The sequence below is a fragment of the Aeribacillus sp. FSL K6-1121 genome, from assembly GCF_038003725.1.
Classification (GTDB): domain Bacteria; phylum Bacillota; class Bacilli; order Bacillales; family Aeribacillaceae; genus Aeribacillus; species Aeribacillus composti.
In genome coordinates this window covers 665833-682127 of the sequence record NZ_JBBOPS010000001.1, presented here as the reverse complement: position 1 = coordinate 682127, position 16295 = coordinate 665833, and the positions used below count along the sequence as shown (strand labels likewise).

General features: G+C 40.5%; 19 protein-coding genes and 1 riboswitch. Of the genes, 2 read left to right on the top strand and 17 right to left on the bottom strand.

All coding sequences use genetic code 11. The annotated features are described in order from the left end of the window. Positions 1 to 16: 16 nt before the first annotated feature. Together scpB and NSQ61_RS03505 are read right to left on the bottom strand one after the other, a co-directional pair. Positions 17 to 601, bottom strand: coding sequence for an SMC-Scp complex subunit ScpB (gene scpB, locus NSQ61_RS03510; RefSeq protein ID WP_327848146.1), 585 nt, complete (start codon positions 599 to 601; stop codon positions 17 to 19). After that, the gene (locus NSQ61_RS03505) at positions 582 to 1352 is read right to left on the bottom strand and encodes a segregation/condensation protein A (RefSeq protein WP_340808033.1); all 771 of its coding nucleotides are present in this window, start codon (positions 1350 to 1352) and stop codon (positions 582 to 584) included. Before NSQ61_RS03505 ends, scpB begins: the two co-directional genes overlap by 20 nt. 179 nt (positions 1353 to 1531) lie before the next feature. On the opposite strand from NSQ61_RS03505, the gene NSQ61_RS03500 reads away from it, so the two are divergent. Continuing rightward, the gene (locus NSQ61_RS03500; RefSeq protein ID WP_063388635.1) at positions 1532 to 2056 is read left to right on the top strand and encodes a DUF309 domain-containing protein; all 525 of its coding nucleotides are present in this window, start codon (positions 1532 to 1534) and stop codon (positions 2054 to 2056) included. On the opposite strand, the gene NSQ61_RS03495 is transcribed toward NSQ61_RS03500, so the two are convergent. The 6 genes from NSQ61_RS03495 to NSQ61_RS03470 all read right to left on the bottom strand — a co-directional run bounded on the left by NSQ61_RS03495 (position 2057) and on the right by NSQ61_RS03470 (position 7118). Beyond that, the gene (locus tag NSQ61_RS03495; RefSeq protein ID WP_063388636.1) at positions 2057 to 2425 is read right to left on the bottom strand and encodes a GNAT family N-acetyltransferase; all 369 of its coding nucleotides are present in this window, start codon (positions 2423 to 2425) and stop codon (positions 2057 to 2059) included. 127 nt (positions 2426 to 2552) lie between these two features. After that, entirely contained in the window at positions 2553 to 3023 is a 471-nt protein-coding gene (gene ribH, locus NSQ61_RS03490) for a 6,7-dimethyl-8-ribityllumazine synthase (protein WP_063388660.1), read from the bottom strand. A gap of 21 nt (positions 3024 to 3044) precedes the next feature. Beyond that, positions 3045 to 4238: a bifunctional 3,4-dihydroxy-2-butanone-4-phosphate synthase/GTP cyclohydrolase II gene (locus NSQ61_RS03485; protein WP_063388637.1), complete on the bottom strand. Its 1194-nt coding sequence runs from the start codon at positions 4236 to 4238 to the stop codon at positions 3045 to 3047. Positions 4239 to 4251: 13 nt separating this feature from the next. After that, on the bottom strand, positions 4252 to 4896 hold the full coding sequence (gene ribE, locus NSQ61_RS03480; RefSeq protein ID WP_063388638.1) for a riboflavin synthase: 645 nt from the start codon (positions 4894 to 4896) through the stop codon (positions 4252 to 4254). After that, positions 4869 to 5984: a bifunctional diaminohydroxyphosphoribosylaminopyrimidine deaminase/5-amino-6-(5-phosphoribosylamino)uracil reductase RibD gene (ribD, locus tag NSQ61_RS03475; RefSeq protein ID WP_066247677.1), complete on the bottom strand. Its 1116-nt coding sequence runs from the start codon at positions 5982 to 5984 to the stop codon at positions 4869 to 4871. Before ribD ends, ribE begins: the two co-directional genes overlap by 28 nt. Before the next feature lie 152 nt (positions 5985 to 6136). Further along, positions 6137 to 6288, bottom strand: a riboswitch (FMN riboswitch). Positions 6289 to 6680: 392 nt separating this feature from the next. After that, complete coding sequence (locus NSQ61_RS03470; protein ID WP_063388640.1) at positions 6681 to 7118, bottom strand: peptidylprolyl isomerase; 438 nt, start codon at positions 7116 to 7118, stop codon at positions 6681 to 6683. Between the two features lie 164 nt (positions 7119 to 7282). Between NSQ61_RS03470 and NSQ61_RS03465 the strand changes: the two genes are divergently transcribed. After that, positions 7283 to 8149, top strand: coding sequence for a DUF1002 domain-containing protein (locus NSQ61_RS03465; protein ID WP_340806029.1), 867 nt, complete (start codon positions 7283 to 7285; stop codon positions 8147 to 8149). 43 nt (positions 8150 to 8192) lie between these two features. Here the strand turns inward: NSQ61_RS03465 and lysA are convergent, their stop codons facing one another. The 9 genes from lysA to NSQ61_RS03420 all read right to left on the bottom strand — a co-directional run bounded on the left by lysA (position 8193) and on the right by NSQ61_RS03420 (position 16122). Next, entirely contained in the window at positions 8193 to 9515 is a 1323-nt protein-coding gene (lysA, locus tag NSQ61_RS03460) for a diaminopimelate decarboxylase (protein WP_066247674.1), read from the bottom strand. A 74-nt stretch (positions 9516 to 9589) separates the two neighbouring features. Further along, the gene (locus NSQ61_RS03455) at positions 9590 to 11065 is read right to left on the bottom strand and encodes a spore germination protein (RefSeq protein WP_066247706.1); all 1476 of its coding nucleotides are present in this window, start codon (positions 11063 to 11065) and stop codon (positions 9590 to 9592) included. A gap of 55 nt (positions 11066 to 11120) precedes the next feature. Further along, positions 11121 to 12128, bottom strand: a complete 1008-nt coding sequence (gene spoVAD, locus NSQ61_RS03450) for a stage V sporulation protein AD (RefSeq protein ID WP_066247704.1) — start codon at positions 12126 to 12128, stop codon at positions 11121 to 11123. A 37-nt stretch (positions 12129 to 12165) separates the two neighbouring features. Further along, a complete protein-coding gene (locus NSQ61_RS03445; RefSeq protein ID WP_063388663.1) occupies positions 12166 to 12588 on the bottom strand; it encodes a stage V sporulation protein AB in 423 nt (140 codons plus the stop codon). Beyond that, positions 12578 to 13195 carry a stage V sporulation protein AA gene (locus NSQ61_RS03440; protein WP_063388643.1) on the bottom strand — a complete coding sequence of 206 codons (618 nt, stop codon included), beginning with the start codon at positions 13193 to 13195 and terminating at the stop codon, positions 12578 to 12580. The genes NSQ61_RS03445 and NSQ61_RS03440 overlap by 11 nt, the downstream gene beginning before the upstream one ends. 101 nt (positions 13196 to 13296) lie before the next feature. Beyond that, entirely contained in the window at positions 13297 to 14055 is a 759-nt protein-coding gene (gene sigF, locus NSQ61_RS03435; RefSeq protein ID WP_063388329.1) for an RNA polymerase sporulation sigma factor SigF, read from the bottom strand. A 12-nt stretch (positions 14056 to 14067) separates the two neighbouring features. After that, entirely contained in the window at positions 14068 to 14508 is a 441-nt protein-coding gene (gene spoIIAB / locus NSQ61_RS03430; protein ID WP_063388330.1) for an anti-sigma F factor, read from the bottom strand. Further along, a complete protein-coding gene (gene spoIIAA / locus NSQ61_RS03425) occupies positions 14505 to 14858 on the bottom strand; it encodes an anti-sigma F factor antagonist (protein WP_063388331.1) in 354 nt (117 codons plus the stop codon). The genes spoIIAB and spoIIAA overlap by 4 nt, the downstream gene beginning before the upstream one ends. A gap of 97 nt (positions 14859 to 14955) precedes the next feature. After that, positions 14956 to 16122: a D-alanyl-D-alanine carboxypeptidase family protein gene (locus tag NSQ61_RS03420; protein WP_063388332.1), complete on the bottom strand. Its 1167-nt coding sequence runs from the start codon at positions 16120 to 16122 to the stop codon at positions 14956 to 14958. Positions 16123 to 16295: the final 173 nt, after the last annotated feature.

The window sequence follows — 16295 nt, the reverse complement described above, 5'->3', positions numbered from 1 at the left end:
TGCCGCCTGAGACGACTTACAAGTTATTTAATTTTTCAAAGAATAAATCTGCCTCTTCTTGAATAAAATGCTCTTCATTCTCGATCTCTGTCAATGAAGGCAATTCTTCGATCGTTTTTAATCCGAAATATTCAAGAAACTCTTTTGTCGTTCCGTATAAAATAGCTCTTCCCGCTCCCTCTTCTCTGCCGACTTCTTGAATAAGCCCTTTCGCTGAAAGGGTCCGGATCGGCCTTTCTGACTTTACCCCTCTAATTTCTTCTATTTCAATCCGGGTAATCGGCTGTTTATAAGCGATAATGGCCAATGTTTCAAGCGCAGCCTGAGAGAGTGATTGGTTCATAGGAGTTTCCATCAGCCGCTTTAAATATGGTGCATGCTCCTTTTTGGTTGTGAGCTGGTAAACCCCTGCGACTTCTACAAGGTCGATCCCCCGTTCTTTTTTTTGGTATTCCTCTTTTAAATCTTCAATAATGCTTAAAACCGTTGCCTCGTCAATTTCAAGAACGGAAGTTAATTGCTTGATGGAAAGGCCTTCGTCCCCAGCCGCAAATAAGAGCCCTTCCAAAATGGATTTCCATTCAATAATCCCTAAACTCATGCAGCTTTTCACTCCCGTAAATATAAATTTCTGAAAAATTATGTTCTTGTTCTACATGAACGTATTCATTTTTCATCAGCTGAAGCAAAGCTAAAAAAGTCACGACCATATAATCCTTCCTGTCAGCTGGAAAGAAATCGTGAAACTCCTTTTTCTTTTTCGTTGCCTTCAGCTCCATGATCATTTCCTTCATTCGTTTTTCGATCGGGATTTCTTCTTTTGCTACGGTTCGTTCGATTGGCTTTTCAATTTTTTTTCGTTTTAGCATTTTTTGAAAGGCAGCGATCATATCATAAACCGTTACGTTTCCTTTTTGCAAAATCGGCTCTTTTTCCTCCAAATATTCGCTCAAGTCGCTTGGAGGCTTCGTATAGACAAGCGCCCGTTCACTTTCCAGTTCTTTCAGCTTTACTGCCGCTTCTTTATATTTCTTGTATTCAATTAAACGGGTAACAAGCTCATCTCTCGGATCGGACTGCTCTTCTTCGATGATTTCCTCGTCTGACCACTCTTCCTCCTGTCTTGGAAGGAGCATTTTGCTTTTAATCGACAATAATGTGGCTGCCATCACTAAATATTCACTGGCAACATCCAGCTCAAGCTCCTGCATCGTGTGAATATATTCCATATACTGTTCTGTTATTTCGCTGACAGGGATATCATATATATCAATTTCTAAACGATGAATTAAATGCAAAAGCAAATCTAACGGACCTTCAAAAGCTTCTAACTTTACTAGATACATTACCAGATCATCACCCTCGATAAATGGCTAATTTTTAGTATAGACCAATAGAAAAATACATCCAATACTCTTTTTCAACAAAGCTCATTTTTTGTTTATTTTTAAATCAGGCATGAATACTTTCTTTTTTGCAGCCATTTTCATAAACTATAACATATATAGTAGAAAAAAGGAGTTTTCTCAATATGTACCCACCTGAATATATTGAGTTTTTATATCATTTTCATTGTGACCGGGATTATTTTGAATGTCATGAAATTTTAGAAGAATTGTGGAAAAAAGATCCTAAAGAAGAGAGAAAACAAATCTGGGTCGGGCTCATACAAATTGCCGTTAGCTTTTATCATTACAGGAGAAAAAATTTCAATGGTGCTGAGCGGATGATGAAAAATGCTATTCGCATTTTAAAAAATGAAACGGCGTCTCTTAACAAACTCGGTTTGGATGATGAACAGCTCTTACATATTTTACAAAACACTTTTGGTCGAATTCAAAAAAGAGAACCATATAAAAGCATTCAGCTGCCGATTTTTGATCAAAACCTTTACGAAATTTGCTTAACAACAGCAAAGGAACGAGGAAAAACGTTCGGTGAGCCTAGCGATATTTCAAACGTTTTTTTAATACATAAACATAAAACAAGGGATCGAACGGACATCATTGAGGAGAGATTGAAAAATTGGCATAAAAAAAGAAAAAGAAGAGAGTGATCAGCTCTCTTCTTTTTCCAATTGTTCATGGTCGCATTTTTCAAAAAAGGATTGAATTTGTTCGCTAGGAATAACATGTTTATCTTTATATAGCTCTTTTACGGCATTGATCATTTTTTTGCCGATTCCTTCATGACGATGGGACGGGTTTACGCAAATATGCTGAATTTCCACTATTCCTTTATCTTTCAATTCAACGCCGATCACTCCGATAACATCTTCTTCCTTCCATAAGAAAAGCTGCCAATTTTCGTCATTTTCATACGTTTTCATCGTTTGCTGGAGCTGCTTTAAATCCTTTTCACTCGGCATAAAGGAAAGAAGCCCCATCGCAATTTTTTCAAAAGCTTTCTTATATCGAACTAACATGCTGGATCCCTCGTTAATATATAACATTCTTTCAAGAAAGATTTTATGGGCAACTGGTGTTGAATCCCATTTATCATATTGCTCTTAACATTATATACATTTTCTTATGAATTTTAAACTGTTTTCTTTAAAGTTGGGCGAGGGATTTGATTAAATTTGCCATTTCAATTGCCGATAGTGCTGCGTCCCAGCCTTTATTGCCCGCTTTCGTTCCTGCTCGTTCAATCGCTTGCTCGATATTTTCCGTCGTGACGACGCCAAATATTACCGGCACTCCTGTTTGCAGAGAAGCGTTCGCAATCCCTTTTGCCGCTTCATTGCATACGTAATCGTAATGCGTAGTGGATCCACGGATAACTGTTCCTAAGGCAATGACCGCATCGTATTTTTTGGACTCAGCCAGTTTTTTGGATACAAGCGGGATTTCAAAAGCCCCCGGAACCCATGCAACATCAATGTCGCTTTCCGAAACGCCGTGGCGGATGAGAGCATCGATTGCTCCGCTTAACAGCTTGCTTGTAATAAATTCATTAAATCTTGATACGACAATTCCGATTTTCAAATCTTTTCCGACTAAATGTCCTTCAATTTTGTTTATGCTCATTAGTATAACCTCCCGCTAAATATGAAGTAGATGTCCTAGTTTCGATTTTTTTGTTTTCAAATATTTTTCATTATCCTTGTTTGCCGGTATTTCAATTGGAACCCGCTCCAATATTTCAAGTCCGTATTCTTGCATTTCTTTCATTTTTCTCGGATTGTTTGTCATTAAACGAATAGACTTGGCTCCAATATCCTTCAGCATCTGTGCTGCAACAGCATATTCTCTTTGATCCGGCTGAAAGCCGAGCTCCTCATTTGCTTCGACCGTATCATAACCTTTTTCTTGAAGCTTATATGCTTTCAATTTATTTATTAGCCCGATCCCCCTGCCTTCTTGGCGCAAATAGAGCAAAATTCCGCTTCCTTCTTTTTCAATTTCACTCAATGCAGAATGAAGCTGCGGGCCGCAGTCGCATCTGTGAGAATGAAAGACGTCTCCTGTCAGGCATTCTGAATGGATTCTAACTAAAACGGGATGCTCCGGCTTAATTTCACCCTTCACCAGCGCAATATGCTCTTTTCCATCATACAAGCTGGTATAACCGATGGCTTTAAAACGGCCAAAACCTGTCGGAAGCTCGATTTCCACTTCTTTTTTGATTAATTCCTCCCGTTTTCTGCGGTATTGAATTAAATCTTGAATCGTGATCATTTTTAAATTGTATTGTTCCGCTATTTCTTTTAATTGAGGAACCCGAGCCATTGTTCCGTCTTCATTAATAATTTCACAAATGACGCCAGCTGGAAAGCATCCTGCCAGCTTTGCCAAATCAACGGCTGCTTCCGTGTGGCCGGCTCTTTTTAATACTCCTTCGTTCTTTGCAATTAACGGGAAAACATGTCCGGGTCTTTTAAAATCCTCCGCCCTTGCATCCGGCTGAATGAGCGACTGAATCGTTTTAGCTCGCTCATATGCGCTGATTCCCGTCGTTGTTGTTTGATGATCGATGCTGACAGTAAACGCGGTTTGGTGCAAATCTGTATTTTCCGCTACCATAGGGTGAAGCTGCAAACGGTGCGCTAACGATTCCGTGATCGGCACACAGACGAGACCTTTTCCTTTTGAAATCATAAAATTGATCATTTCAGGGGTGGAAAACTCAGCTAGACCGACAAAATCTCCTTCGTTTTCCCGATTCTCATCATCCACGACAATGATCACTTTCCCCTGTTTTAAATCTGCGATGGCATCCTCAATGGAATGAAACATTATTCTATCACCTCTATTCACTGTAAAAACCGTGCTTTTGCAAAAAATCAACGGTAATTCCGGTTGGCGCCTCTTTGCGGACAAACTTTTCTAAATATTTCCCGATCAAATCACATTCAATATTGACCTTATCGCCTATCTCCTTTTCCCCAATAATTGTTTCTGAATATGTGTGAGGAATAATCGAAATCGTAAAGGTTTGTTCTGTTAAGCCAAAAATGGTTAAACTCGTTCCGTCAACTGCAACTGAACCTTTTAATATCATGTAATAAAGCAAATCTTTAGGAGCTTTAATTTGATAATAAACAGCATTTTCCTTTCTTTCTTTTTTGACGATCGTGCCAACGCCATCAACATGTCCTGAAACGATGTGGCCGCCAAATCGGTCGCCAACAGCCATTGCCCTTTCCAAATTCACCTTTGATCCGGTTTTTAATGTACCTAATGTCGTTGCCGCCATCGTCTCAGGCATGACATCCACAGAAAAATAATTCGATTCAAAGTCGGTGACCGTTAAACAGACTCCGTTGACGGCAATGCTGTCGCCTATTTTTACATCTTGCAAAATGTTTTTTGCATAAATTTCTAAAATTACTGCTTGATTCGTTCCTTTTACTGATTTGATTTCCCCTATTTCTTCAATGATTCCAGTAAACAATCTTGTCCACCTCTTTTCGGAACGGAGACAATTTTCACATCTTCTCCTATTTTCGTAACGGACTGAATTTCAAATGAATGTGCCATCCTCATCTTTAATGCTTCATCGCCCATGACGGCTGATATTCCTTCAGGGTCTCCCAATATTTTGGGTGCAAAATACACGATTAATTCATTCACTGCTTCCGCTTTTAAAAATGAAGCATGGACTCTTGCTCCTCCTTCAACGAACAGGGAGGTGATGCCTCGCTCGCCTAATATTTTTAAAATATTTGGGATATTCCATTGATCATGTAAAGTCAACACTTCTATTCCTAATTTTTTCAGTTCCGCTTTTTTATTGAGATCCCCATCTTGGCAAATGACCCAAGTTTCTGCTTCCTTGTCAGTTATCACATTGGCATCCATCGGAATTCGCAGATGGGTATCTAAAATAATCCGTATCGGTGTTCGTTTGCGATCCGGCAGCCGACAAGTCAGACTTGGATTGTCTTTTATAATTGTATTAACACCCACTAAAATGCCGTCGTGTATTTCTCTGTAACGGTGCACATCCTGTCTTGCTTCCTCTCCGGTAATCCACTTGCTGTCACCTATTTTTGTAGCAATTTTCCCATCGAATGTTGCGGCATATTTTAATGTGACAAACGGAGTGTTTGTTTGAATGTAATGAAAGAAAACTTTGTTAAGTTCATGTCCATTTTTTTGCAATATCCCGGCTTCCACATCGATTCCAGCATCTTGCAAAGCTTTCACACCGCGTCCACTTACGAGAGGATTCGGATCCAAAGCAGCTACAACGACCCGTTTAATCCCTCTTTTGATAATAAGCTCAGAGCAGGGAGGAGTTTTGCCAAAATGGCTGCAAGGTTCAAGCGTGACGTACAGCGTTGCACCTTTTGCCTTTTCCCCAGCCATATTTAAAGCATGAACTTCCGCATGGGGTTCCCCAGCCTTTAAATGCGCTCCAAACCCGATCAGTTCCCCATCCTTCACAACGACCGCTCCCACCAACGGGTTAGGGCTCGTTTGGCCGATTGCTTGTTTCGCTAGCTGAAAGGCAAATTCCATCCATTTTTCGTCATTCATGAAGGACACACCTCCCTTTTGTTGATTTCAAAACAAAAGCCCCGGGTTTGTTCCCCCAGGGCTTGATGATCACTTTAACGAAAAGAAGGTATACTCAAATAAGAGTATAAAATCTGTTCTTTTTGAACAGTTTATACTCCTCACCTTCAAAAGTGATCCTTCTCCCATCCAGACTATACTGTCGGCTCTGGATTTTCACCAGATCCACCGCAAAGGCGTTCCGCCAATGCGGGTCACGGGCTAAAAAAGCTTAAAAGCTTTTATCACCGCCGGTCGGGAATTTCACCCTGCCCCGAAGGATGCATCATTCATTTTATGTTATTTTCAATGGGAAAAACGGCTGCTTCCTCTTGCTTCCCACCTTCCATTTTGAAGCATTCACGAGTTTTTGAAAAAGAAACAAAGCTGAAGAAAACAGCCAATTATTTTACTATTATCTCCCTTCAAACGGTCTTCTGTCAAGAAAGCAATCTTTGAACAATATGAAAAAGTGCCTTTTTATCGATTATTTCTCTCCTACACTTGACCGCATCTACAAAAATTATATTATCAACTAAAGCTGAGCGGTATTCAGCTAGTCAGCAATGAACATCCAATAGACGAGTCCCCAAATAATGCTCAATACAACAAGAACAATAAATAATATCCAGTTTTTCATTCTCATTTTGTACATCCCTTTCTATTTGAAAGAGGAATTTAATTTTCATACACTTCTACTTTTTTCATTACATCTCCGTTTTTCATGCTCAACACAGTTTCCATGCCTGAAGTTACTTGGCCAAAAACAGTATGAACTCCATCCAAGTGAGGCTGAGGTTCATGAACGATAAAAAATTGACAAGAGCCTGTATCCCTGCCTGCGTGAGCCATAGAAATGGCGCCGGTTACATGTTTATGTGGATTGCCATCTGTTTCGCATTTGATCGTATATCCTGCATTACCAGTGCCGTTGCCATTCGGACATCCGCCTTGGCTTACAAACCCTGGAATAACACGATGAAAAGTCAAACCGTCATAAAAGCCTGAATTCGCAAGTTTTTCAAAGTTCTTCACTGTATTTGGAGCTTCATTCGGAAAAAGCTCAAATTCAATTTTTTCTCCGTTTTCCATTAAAATGTAGCCTTTTTTGCTCATAAAACAGCTCCCTTTCATGAAAAAATTTTCTCTTTATTTTATCATAGAGTAAAACATAAAATACAGATGAAACGTTTTAGTATATATATACGTCTTAAATGGTTGAAAGTTTTTGCACTCTATAATCATATATTCGAAGTCATGTTCGCTTAGGAGGTTAAGTGATGAAAAAAATCGTTTTATCCATATTACTTGCTATTGGGTTGGCAACACCAACTACTAGTTTTGCTGATTCTGTTGTTGGAGATGTTATTGTCACGTTAGGCAGCGATTTAACGGAGCAGCAAAAGCAGGATCTCTTAAAGGAAATGGGCGTACCAGATAACGTGCAAACGGTCACCGTGACAAACGAAGAGGAGCACAAATATTTGGGGGATTATATTCCGAAAGCGCAAATCGGTTCAAAAGCGATTTCTTCTTCCAAAATACAAATTGAGAAAAAGGGATCTGGTTTAGAAGTCCAAACAAACAACATAAACTGGGTCACGGATGAAATGTACTTAAATGCGCTCATGACAGCTGGTGTCAAAGATGCAAATGTTTATGTCACCGCGCCTTTTGAAGTTTCCGGAACAGCCGCTTTAACAGGGTTGATAAAAGCTTATGAAGTTTCGACTGATAAAGCGATCCCTGAAGACGTGAAACAGGTCGCCAACCAAGAGCTGGTGGAAACAGCAAAGCTTGGAGATAAGATTGGTGACGAAAATGCTTCGGCATTAATTGCAAAAGTAAAAGAACAGATGTCCGAAAACGGCGTTCCGAAAAATGACCAAGAGCTAAGAGAAATGATTGAACAAGCAGCAAAAGATTTGCAAATAAATCTTTCCGAAGATGATATAAACAATTTAATCCTCTTATTTAACAATATGATTAACGTCAATATCAATTGGGATGAAGTCGGAAACCAGCTTGACAAAGCAAAAGACAAAATTTCTAAATTTCTCGAATCCGAAGAAGGACAAAGCTTTTTGCAAAAAATGAAAGAATTCTTTTCTTCGATCATTGATGCCATCGCATCGTTTTTCCAATAATGAAAAAGGCGTCTTCAACTAATGTTGAGACGCCGTTTTTCGTTTACGGTTGACCGACTTCCGCTTTTAAAGGCAAATCGAGACTGACTAAATCCTCGTATGTTTCCCTTTTGACGACAAGTCTCGCTTCGCCGTTTTCAACAAATACAACAGCAGGCCGAGCGATCCGGTTATAATTATTTGCCATAGAATATCCGTAAGCTCCCGTGCAAAAAACAGCTAATATATCGCCTGCTTTTACGGTAGGAAGGGATAAATCCCAAATGAGCATGTCCCCGCTTTCGCAGCATTTTCCTGCAATCGATACAGTCTCAGAACATTCGTCATTCATCCGGTTGGCAAGAGCCCCCTCGTATTTTGCCTGGTACAAAGCAGGCCGGATGTTGTCGCTCATGCCTCCGTCCACCGCAACATATTTGCGTATGTTAGGGACGACCTTTTGAGATCCTATCGAGTACAAGGTTGTTCCTGCATCCCCGACGAGAGAGCGTCCTGGCTCAATCCATATTTCAGGGAGAGGAATTTGAAGCTTCTCAGAGTGTCCTTTCACAACTTCCACCATTTTTTCAACATATACATTCATTGGCAGAGGATCATCCTCTTTCGTATATCGAATTCCGAATCCTCCCCCTAAGTTTACAACTTTCGGAACAAACTGAAACTTCTCTTTCCAAATAGAAATTTTCCCAAAAATCTTTCCTGCTGCTAAAACAAATCCTTCAGTGCCAAAAATTTGCGAACCGATATGGCAATGGATTCCTAATAGCTGTAAATGCGATTGATTTTTTACAAGCTCAATCGCTTTTTCGATTTGACCATTATGAAGGTCGAATCCAAATTTCGAATCTTCCTGCCCGGTTGTAATGTAATCATGTGTATGTGCCTCGACGCCTGGTGTAACGCGAAGCAACACCGCAACTTTTTTATTCATTTGCTGGCAAAGAGAAGATAAAACATCAATTTCATAAAAATTATCAATCACAATGCAACCGATATTTGCCTCCAGAGCCATTGCAAGCTCGTCGATGCTTTTATTGTTTCCATGAAAATGAATTTTTTCCGGAGGAAATCCTGCTTTTAATGCCGTATACAGTTCACCGCCTGAAACGACATCAAGAGAAAGCCCTTCCTCATTTGCAAGCTGCACCATTGCAATGGAAGAAAAGGCTTTGCTTGCATAAGCAACTTGATATGGAACTCCTAATGATTCAAATGTATTTTTAAAAGAACGGGCTCGTTCGCGAATGAGTGCGACATCGTATACATATAACGGTGTCCCATACTGTTTGGCAAGTTCAACTGTATCGACACCGCCGATTTCTAAATGCCCTAACTGGTTGATTTTACTTGTTCCCTGTAAATACAAAGACTAGCCCCCGCTTTCGTGAACGTAAAAGTTAAAAATACATTACCATAAAACATTTTCTCTTTCAAATTTTTTTAAGGCTGCTTTTTTACGTTCTGCGGATGAACAATGCTTGGCCTTACTTTTATATGAGGCACCGACGACCTGACGATGATCTGCCAAAAGGCTTGAGGATTAAAAGGGATAAACGGCCATAAATAAGGCGTATTTAACGATCGAATGCTGGCAAGGAAAAGGATGAACAGTGTGCAGCCGATCACTAATCCGGGCACTTTAAAGATCACTACTAATAGCAGCAATACAAAACGAACGATTTTATTGGCTACGCTCAATTCATAGCTCGGGGTTGCAAAAGTACCGACCGCCGCAATGGAAACGTACAAAATAACTTCCGGCGAAAACAAACCGACATCGATGGCAATTTGTCCTATGAGAACTGCTGCAATTAAACCCATCGCCACTGAAAGAGCTGTCGGTGTATGAATGGCTGCCATTCTTAAAAGCTCAATCCCTATGTCAGCAAGAAAAATTTGAACAACAATCGGAATATTTTTTTCTTTGTTTGGTCCGATGTAAGATATAGCCTCCGGCAGTAAAGACGGCTGCACTACATACAGCATCCAAAGAGGAAGCAAATAAATAGAAGCTAGCATGCCAAAAAAGCGCACCCATCTGACAAACGTTCCGGCCGCTGGCGCCTGACGGTATTCTTCGGCGTGCTGAACATGGTGAAAAAAAGTAGTTGGCGTAATAATGACACTCGGGGACGTGTCAACAAGAATAATGACATGTCCTTCCAGCAAATGAACTGCAGCGACATCCGCTCTTTCCGTATAGCGGACAAGCGGAAACGGATTAAAGCCTTGCTTTACTAAAAATTCTTCAATTGTTTTATCTGCCATTGGAAGCCCGTCAATCTTTATCGTTTTTAACTCCTTTTTGATCACTTCAATTAATCCTGGATCCGCCACATCTTCCAAATACGCGATCGCAATGTCGGTTTTTGATCGTTCGCCGATTTTCATGATTTCATATCTCAGACGTTCGTCCCTTATTCTTCTCCGAATCAGTCCCGTGTTGACAACGATATTTTCCACAAAACCGTCACGTGCGCCGCGGATCACTTTTTCCGTATCCGGCTCTTCCGGCTGTCTTCCAGGATAGTTGCGGACATCGACAACAAAAGCAAAATCGCTGTCTTCGACAAAAAAAACGACTAAGCCTGACAACACTTGATCGACTGCTTCATCAAGCGTTTGAACCAATGTTACTTGCTGATGAACGAGACGGTTTTTGACAATTTCCTTTAAACGATTGGCTTCCGTTTCATGATCATTGATTTTCAAAAGCTCCTTGATCAGTTCGATGACATAAAGTGAATCGCAAAGTCCTGTCACATAATATAAATGCACTTGTTTTCCGAGAAGCGTAAATTTGCGCACGCCTAAATCAAAGCTTGTTCCTAAGCCAATATGATCTCGAAAAAATTTTTCGGTATCTTGCAGCTTGGGAGAGATTTGACTTTTTTCTTGATCGGTTAATTTCGTCATGCTATCGAATCCTTTCTCTTCATCATTCATGTTCAGCTCACCTTTTCCCGCCTTTCTATCTCTGTCTTTCAAAAACTACTCCGTGAGCTATGGCCGGGATCGATTCGTTCAGCTTGATCATCGTTTTACTTAACAGAGCCCCGGTTGCCACCATCAATACTCGTTTTAAATTTCCTTTTTTCATTTCTTGGAATATGTGACCGTAAGTTACAACTGCTGAACAAGCACATCCGCTCCCGCCGGCAAATGCTCTTTGTGCTGGATGAAAAATTAACAGCCCGCAATCTGAATGGTTGCCTCGGATGTCGTACCCATCCTCAAGCAATAATTCCTTCAGCTTCGGACTGCCGACTCCCGAAAGATCGCCGGTAAGAATTAAATCGTAGTCAGAAGGAGTCCGATTTAAATCACGAAAGTGCTGCTTAATTGTATCTGCAGCTGCCGGCGCCATTGCGGACCCCATATCATAAGGGTTTTTCCTGCCAACATCGATCACCTTGCCGATCGTTGCAGCCGTTATGGCAATCTCACTTTCGTCTTTGCTGATTAATACAGCACCTGCCCCTGTTACGGTTGTCGTCGCTGTTTCTGGTTTTTGTCCGCCGAAATTCGTTGGATGCCGAAACTGCTTTTCAGCTGCGCCATAATGGCTGCTTGTGGCAGCGATAATTTTGTTCGCGAACCCCCCATCGATCAGCGCGCATGCCGTAGCGACTGTTTCCATTGAAGTCGAACAGGCCCCGTACATACATAACAGCGGAATATTGAGCATTCTAGCTGTATAGTTCGATGTAGCATTTTGGTTCAATAAATCCCCCGCCAAAAACAAATCAATATCCTCTTCCTTTAATTCAGCTTTTTTTAAACAGCGGCTGATCGCCTGCTCCATTAAATTCCGCTCGGCCAATTCCCAAGACGGCGCACCGCAGTACATATCATCAAAATGAGCATCAAATGTTTCCTTAAGCGGTCCTTTCGCTTCCTTCGGCCCAACGACAGTTGCCGTTTTATTGACAAACAATTTATGCTGAAACACCCATGTTTGCTTTCCCGTTAACCGCATCATGCTATGTTTCCTCCGATCATATGACAAATTGCCTTTACAGACCAGCAAAATAAAGCCAATGAAACAAAGAGCCGCAAATTTTTCCTAAAACGATCGCCATCATCAACATAACGATTTTGTCATCAATGCCGATCCTTTTCGCTAATATCGGAAATACATTCAGCACTTCTGTTAATGCTGCTGCAAGCATTCCGACAAATATTCCGTAAAGGAGACCGATCGGGATAAACCAATAATGCGAAGCATGCAAATAGACGGGAGAGAGGCTGAACCAACCGCCGGACACGGCGCCAAGAATAACAGCCCATTCATACAAACGAATCCATTTTATTGTCTTCGTCAGCTGCATGAGTCTTGGAATGATTCCGAGAACAGATAAAAACGCAACAAATCCACACCCGACAGCCAAGCCCCCTGCAAACCCCGTAAACAAAAGCATGAACCATTTAATCATCATCATTTTTCACGCTTTCTTTGTTTTCGTTTATGGCGATGTATTGGTCGAGATCCATTTGATAATTAAAAATCTCGACTTCCAACGGACTCGGCTCTTCATTAAATTTCTTTTTAAAAACGTGATTAAAAAACAGAACCATTCCCAGCCCCAAACCGATGGAGTAGGGGATTTGCAAAATTAACGGCTTATCGATCTTATTGCCAGTGAAAAACTGATACAAATTGCGATGCATCCGCTGCATGCTGACATCTTCATGAAAGTTCATAATCGTTAAAGCCGATCCGACAAATAATAACAGCCATACAAGAAAAAAAAGGACGGGAGCAAATTTTTTTCGATGATTTTGAATTTCAACAATTGTTTGCGTCGGCCCAACAGGTTGGACATCAAGGGAAGGATCAATGGATTGGATTTTTTCTATGACGTTGATGACATCAATGACAACATATGTTTTATCTTTTGATTGAATTTGATGAATGATTTGATCCCCCATTTTGCTGATTAACGCTTCGTCTGCAATTATTTTCGCGATTTTGTTAAGCGTGATCCTTTCGTTCGGTTTTGCCTGAATACGATGCTTTAGACGCACATAAACCGTTTTATTCACGCCCTGTCACATCCTACTTTTTTCTAATAGTATGAAACGTTCGCCACTCCCTCATGCAAAATGATCAAGACCATTTATTTCCACAAAAAAAGACCAAAGAGCTATCCGCTCATTCGGTCTTTCATTTGCTTTAATATTTTCTTTTCCAGTCTGGACACCTGAACTTGTGAGATTCCTAACCGTTTTGCGACTTCCGACTGTGTTTGATCTTTATAATACCGCAAATAAACGATCAGCCGCTCCCGCTCGCCTAAATCGTTCATAGCATCTTTTAATGCTATTTGATCAAACCATTTTTGCTCATTTTGATCTGCAATTTGATCCAGCAATGTAATCGGATCGCCATCATTTTCATAAACCGTTTCATGGATGGAGGAAGGTGCACGTACAGCTTCTTGTGCAAGAACGATATCTTCAGGTGAAATATCTAAGTAGTCAGCGATCTCCCCTACTGTTGGCACCTTGCCAAGTGTTTTGGACAGTTCCTCTCTAGCCCGTCTAATTTTATTTCCGAGCTCTTTTAATGAACGGCTCACTTTTACTGTTCCGTCATCCCGGATGAATCGTTGAATTTCTCCTATAATCATCGGAACAGCATAAGTGGAAAATTTAACATCATACGACAAATCAAACTTATCGACCGATTTCACTAAGCCAATGCAGCCGATTTGAAATAGATCATCCGCCTCATAGCCTCGGTTTAAAAATCGCTGCACAACTGACCAAACGAGCCGCATGTTTTTTTGGATAAGCAAATCGCGGGCTGCCTGATCGCCTTGCTGGCTTCTTTTAATCAAATCCCTGACTTCCTGATCCTTCAATTGTCCATTCGAATGTTCGTTCTTGACCTCCACATCCATAAGCTAATCTCCTTAATTACATAAAGCTTTGCTTTTTGTAAGATGTTTTGTTAATCGAATGATTGTGCCTTTATTTTTTTCCGATTCTATTTTCACTTCATCCATAAAATTTTCCATGATGGTAAATCCCATTCCTGAACGCTCCAGCTCAGGCTTTGTTGTAAAAAGCGGCTGTCTAGCTTCTTCAATGTTGTCAATTCCTACCCCTTCATCTCGAATCGTCAAATGAACGATATGGTCCTCTAGCGTGCAGGAAATATACACAATACCGTCAGGATTATTTTCATAACCGTGAATGATCGCATTTGTCACAGCTTCGGAAACTACTGTTTTGATTTCGGTTAGTTCATCGATCGTCGGATCCAGCTGTGCGATAAAGGAAGCTACAGCTACTCTTGCAAATGATTCATTTTGACTTACAGCGGAAAATTGAAGCTTCATTTCGTTTTTCATGACGCCACCCCCAACGTTTGCAAAGCCGCTTTCTCTGTCTCGGCCAGATGAATAATTTTAAATAAACCTGACATGTCAAATAGACGCTTTACACTCGGGGAGATGGCGCAAACAATCATTTCACCGCCGAGATGTTTTATTTGCTTATAACGCCCGAGAATCACTCCAAGTCCGGAGCTATCCATAAAAGTTAATTGTTCTAAATTTAATAAAATATGTTGAATAGAGTTATTTTCGATGGCATCATTGACTTTTTGCCGAAGTTCCTCTGCTGTATGGTGGTCGAGCTCCCCTGACAGACGTATCAATAACACGTTTTCTTTTACTTCAAGGTCAACCGCTAGACTCAAGATCATATTCCTCCTTCAACTATGATATTGAATCTTTCGAGTTGACCTTTCATATTTCCTGCCTGAAGACAAAACTAGTGGAATTTCGCCAAAAATATCATTTTTCGGCCTTCGTCCATTCGCCTAGAACCCTTTTGAACAGCTTCCACCAGCTCGCAACGCGAACATCTTGTTTAGCCACAAGCTTGCTTTCAGCAAAAACCTTTCCATTCTTTTTCAGCACGAGGGTTCCAAGCTCATCTCCTTTTTTCACTGGCGCTACCAGGTGGTTTTTAAACATAATTTCTTGTTTAATATCATCAATGCTTTCGCCCTTTTTGGTTATAATGGAAACAGGCTCCGAAGTAATCAGCTGTACATCTTTATCGCTTCCTTTGCTCAGTTTTGCTTTTGTCACCACTTCGTTTCGTTTAAACAGAGGATGGGTTTCATACTGGGAAAAGGCATAGTCTAACAGCTTCGTGATTTGAGCATTTCGATCTTTTGGCGTTTTAGCTCCAAATACAACAGCAATAACCCGCATATTCCCTTTTTTGGCTGTTGCCGTTAAACAGTATTTCGCTTCGTTTGTATAACCTGTTTTTACACCGTCAACTCCGTCGTAAAATTTCACAAGCCGATTTGTATTGACCAACCAAAATTTTTTGTCTGTTCCTTCTCGTAAATAATCCTCATATGTTCCCGTAAATTTCGTAATTTCTTCATATTTTAATAGCTCTTTGGCAATAACCGCCATGTCCTTTGCCGACGAATAATGTCCTTTTGCAGGTAATCCGGTCGAATTTTTAAAATGCGTATTTTTCAGTCCGAGCTCTTTCGCTTTTTGATTCATCATGGATACAAACTGTTCTTCTGATCCTGCAATTCTCTCCGCCATCGCGACAGACGCATCATTGCCGGAAGCAATCGCAATTCCTTTTAATAAATCTTCCACTGTCATTTCTTCCCCAGGCTCCAAAAAGATTTGCGATCCCCCCATGGATGCTGCATATTCGCTCGCTCTTACTTTTTCATCCATTTGAATCTTTCCTTTATCAAGAGCTTCCATAATAAGAAGAAGCGTCATGATTTTCGTCATACTGGCGGGCGGCAGCGGTGTATCTGAATTTTCTTCATATAGTACTTGACCTGTATCCCGCTCAATCAATATAGCCGATTTCACTCCATCTACTAGTTTGACATTTTTTTCTTCTGCCCACGCAGCCGTTGAAACCCCAAAAAAAAGAACAAATGTTGCCATGACAGACAGTAGTAATTGTTTCATCTCCACATCCTCCATTCCTCATATGTAACTGCAATCTAATCTAATGAAATGTAAAAGACTCTAAAAATGAAATGAGAATGAATTTTTACTGGTAAAATTATCTGTATAAAACCCATTTTTTCCAATTATTAAAAAGTTATACAAAAAAAGAATCGGGATTACCCGATTCTTTT

Coding starts and splice junctions, on each gene's coding strand:
- NSQ61_RS03455 (WP_066247706.1), bottom strand. CDS start 11,065: ATGACGAAATTAACCGATCAAGAAAAAAGTCAAATCTCTCCCAAGCTG.
- ribD (WP_066247677.1), bottom strand. CDS start 5,984: ATGAATGACGAAAAATGGATGGAATTTGCCTTTCAGCTAGCGAAACAA.
- NSQ61_RS03495 (WP_063388636.1), bottom strand. CDS start 2,425: ATGTTAGTTCGATATAAGAAAGCTTTTGAAAAAATTGCGATGGGGCTT.
- sigF (WP_063388329.1), bottom strand. CDS start 14,055: ATGGATGTGGAGGTCAAGAACGAACATTCGAATGGACAATTGAAGGAT.
- NSQ61_RS03500 (WP_063388635.1), top strand. CDS start 1,532: ATGTACCCACCTGAATATATTGAGTTTTTATATCATTTTCATTGTGAC.
- NSQ61_RS03465 (WP_340806029.1), top strand. CDS start 7,283: ATGAAAAAAATCGTTTTATCCATATTACTTGCTATTGGGTTGGCAACA.
- spoIIAB (WP_063388330.1), bottom strand. CDS start 14,508: ATGAAAAACGAAATGAAGCTTCAATTTTCCGCTGTAAGTCAAAATGAA.
- NSQ61_RS03470 (WP_063388640.1), bottom strand. CDS start 7,118: ATGAGCAAAAAAGGCTACATTTTAATGGAAAACGGAGAAAAAATTGAA.
- spoVAD (WP_066247704.1), bottom strand. CDS start 12,128: ATGCGGTTAACGGGAAAGCAAACATGGGTGTTTCAGCATAAATTGTTT.
- NSQ61_RS03485 (WP_063388637.1), bottom strand. CDS start 4,238: ATGTTTCATTCCATTGAGGATGCCATCGCAGATTTAAAACAGGGGAAA.
- NSQ61_RS03445 (WP_063388663.1), bottom strand. CDS start 12,588: ATGATGATTAAATGGTTCATGCTTTTGTTTACGGGGTTTGCAGGGGGC.
- scpB (WP_327848146.1), bottom strand. CDS start 601: ATGAGTTTAGGGATTATTGAATGGAAATCCATTTTGGAAGGGCTCTTA.
- NSQ61_RS03420 (WP_063388332.1), bottom strand. CDS start 16,122: ATGAAACAATTACTACTGTCTGTCATGGCAACATTTGTTCTTTTTTTT.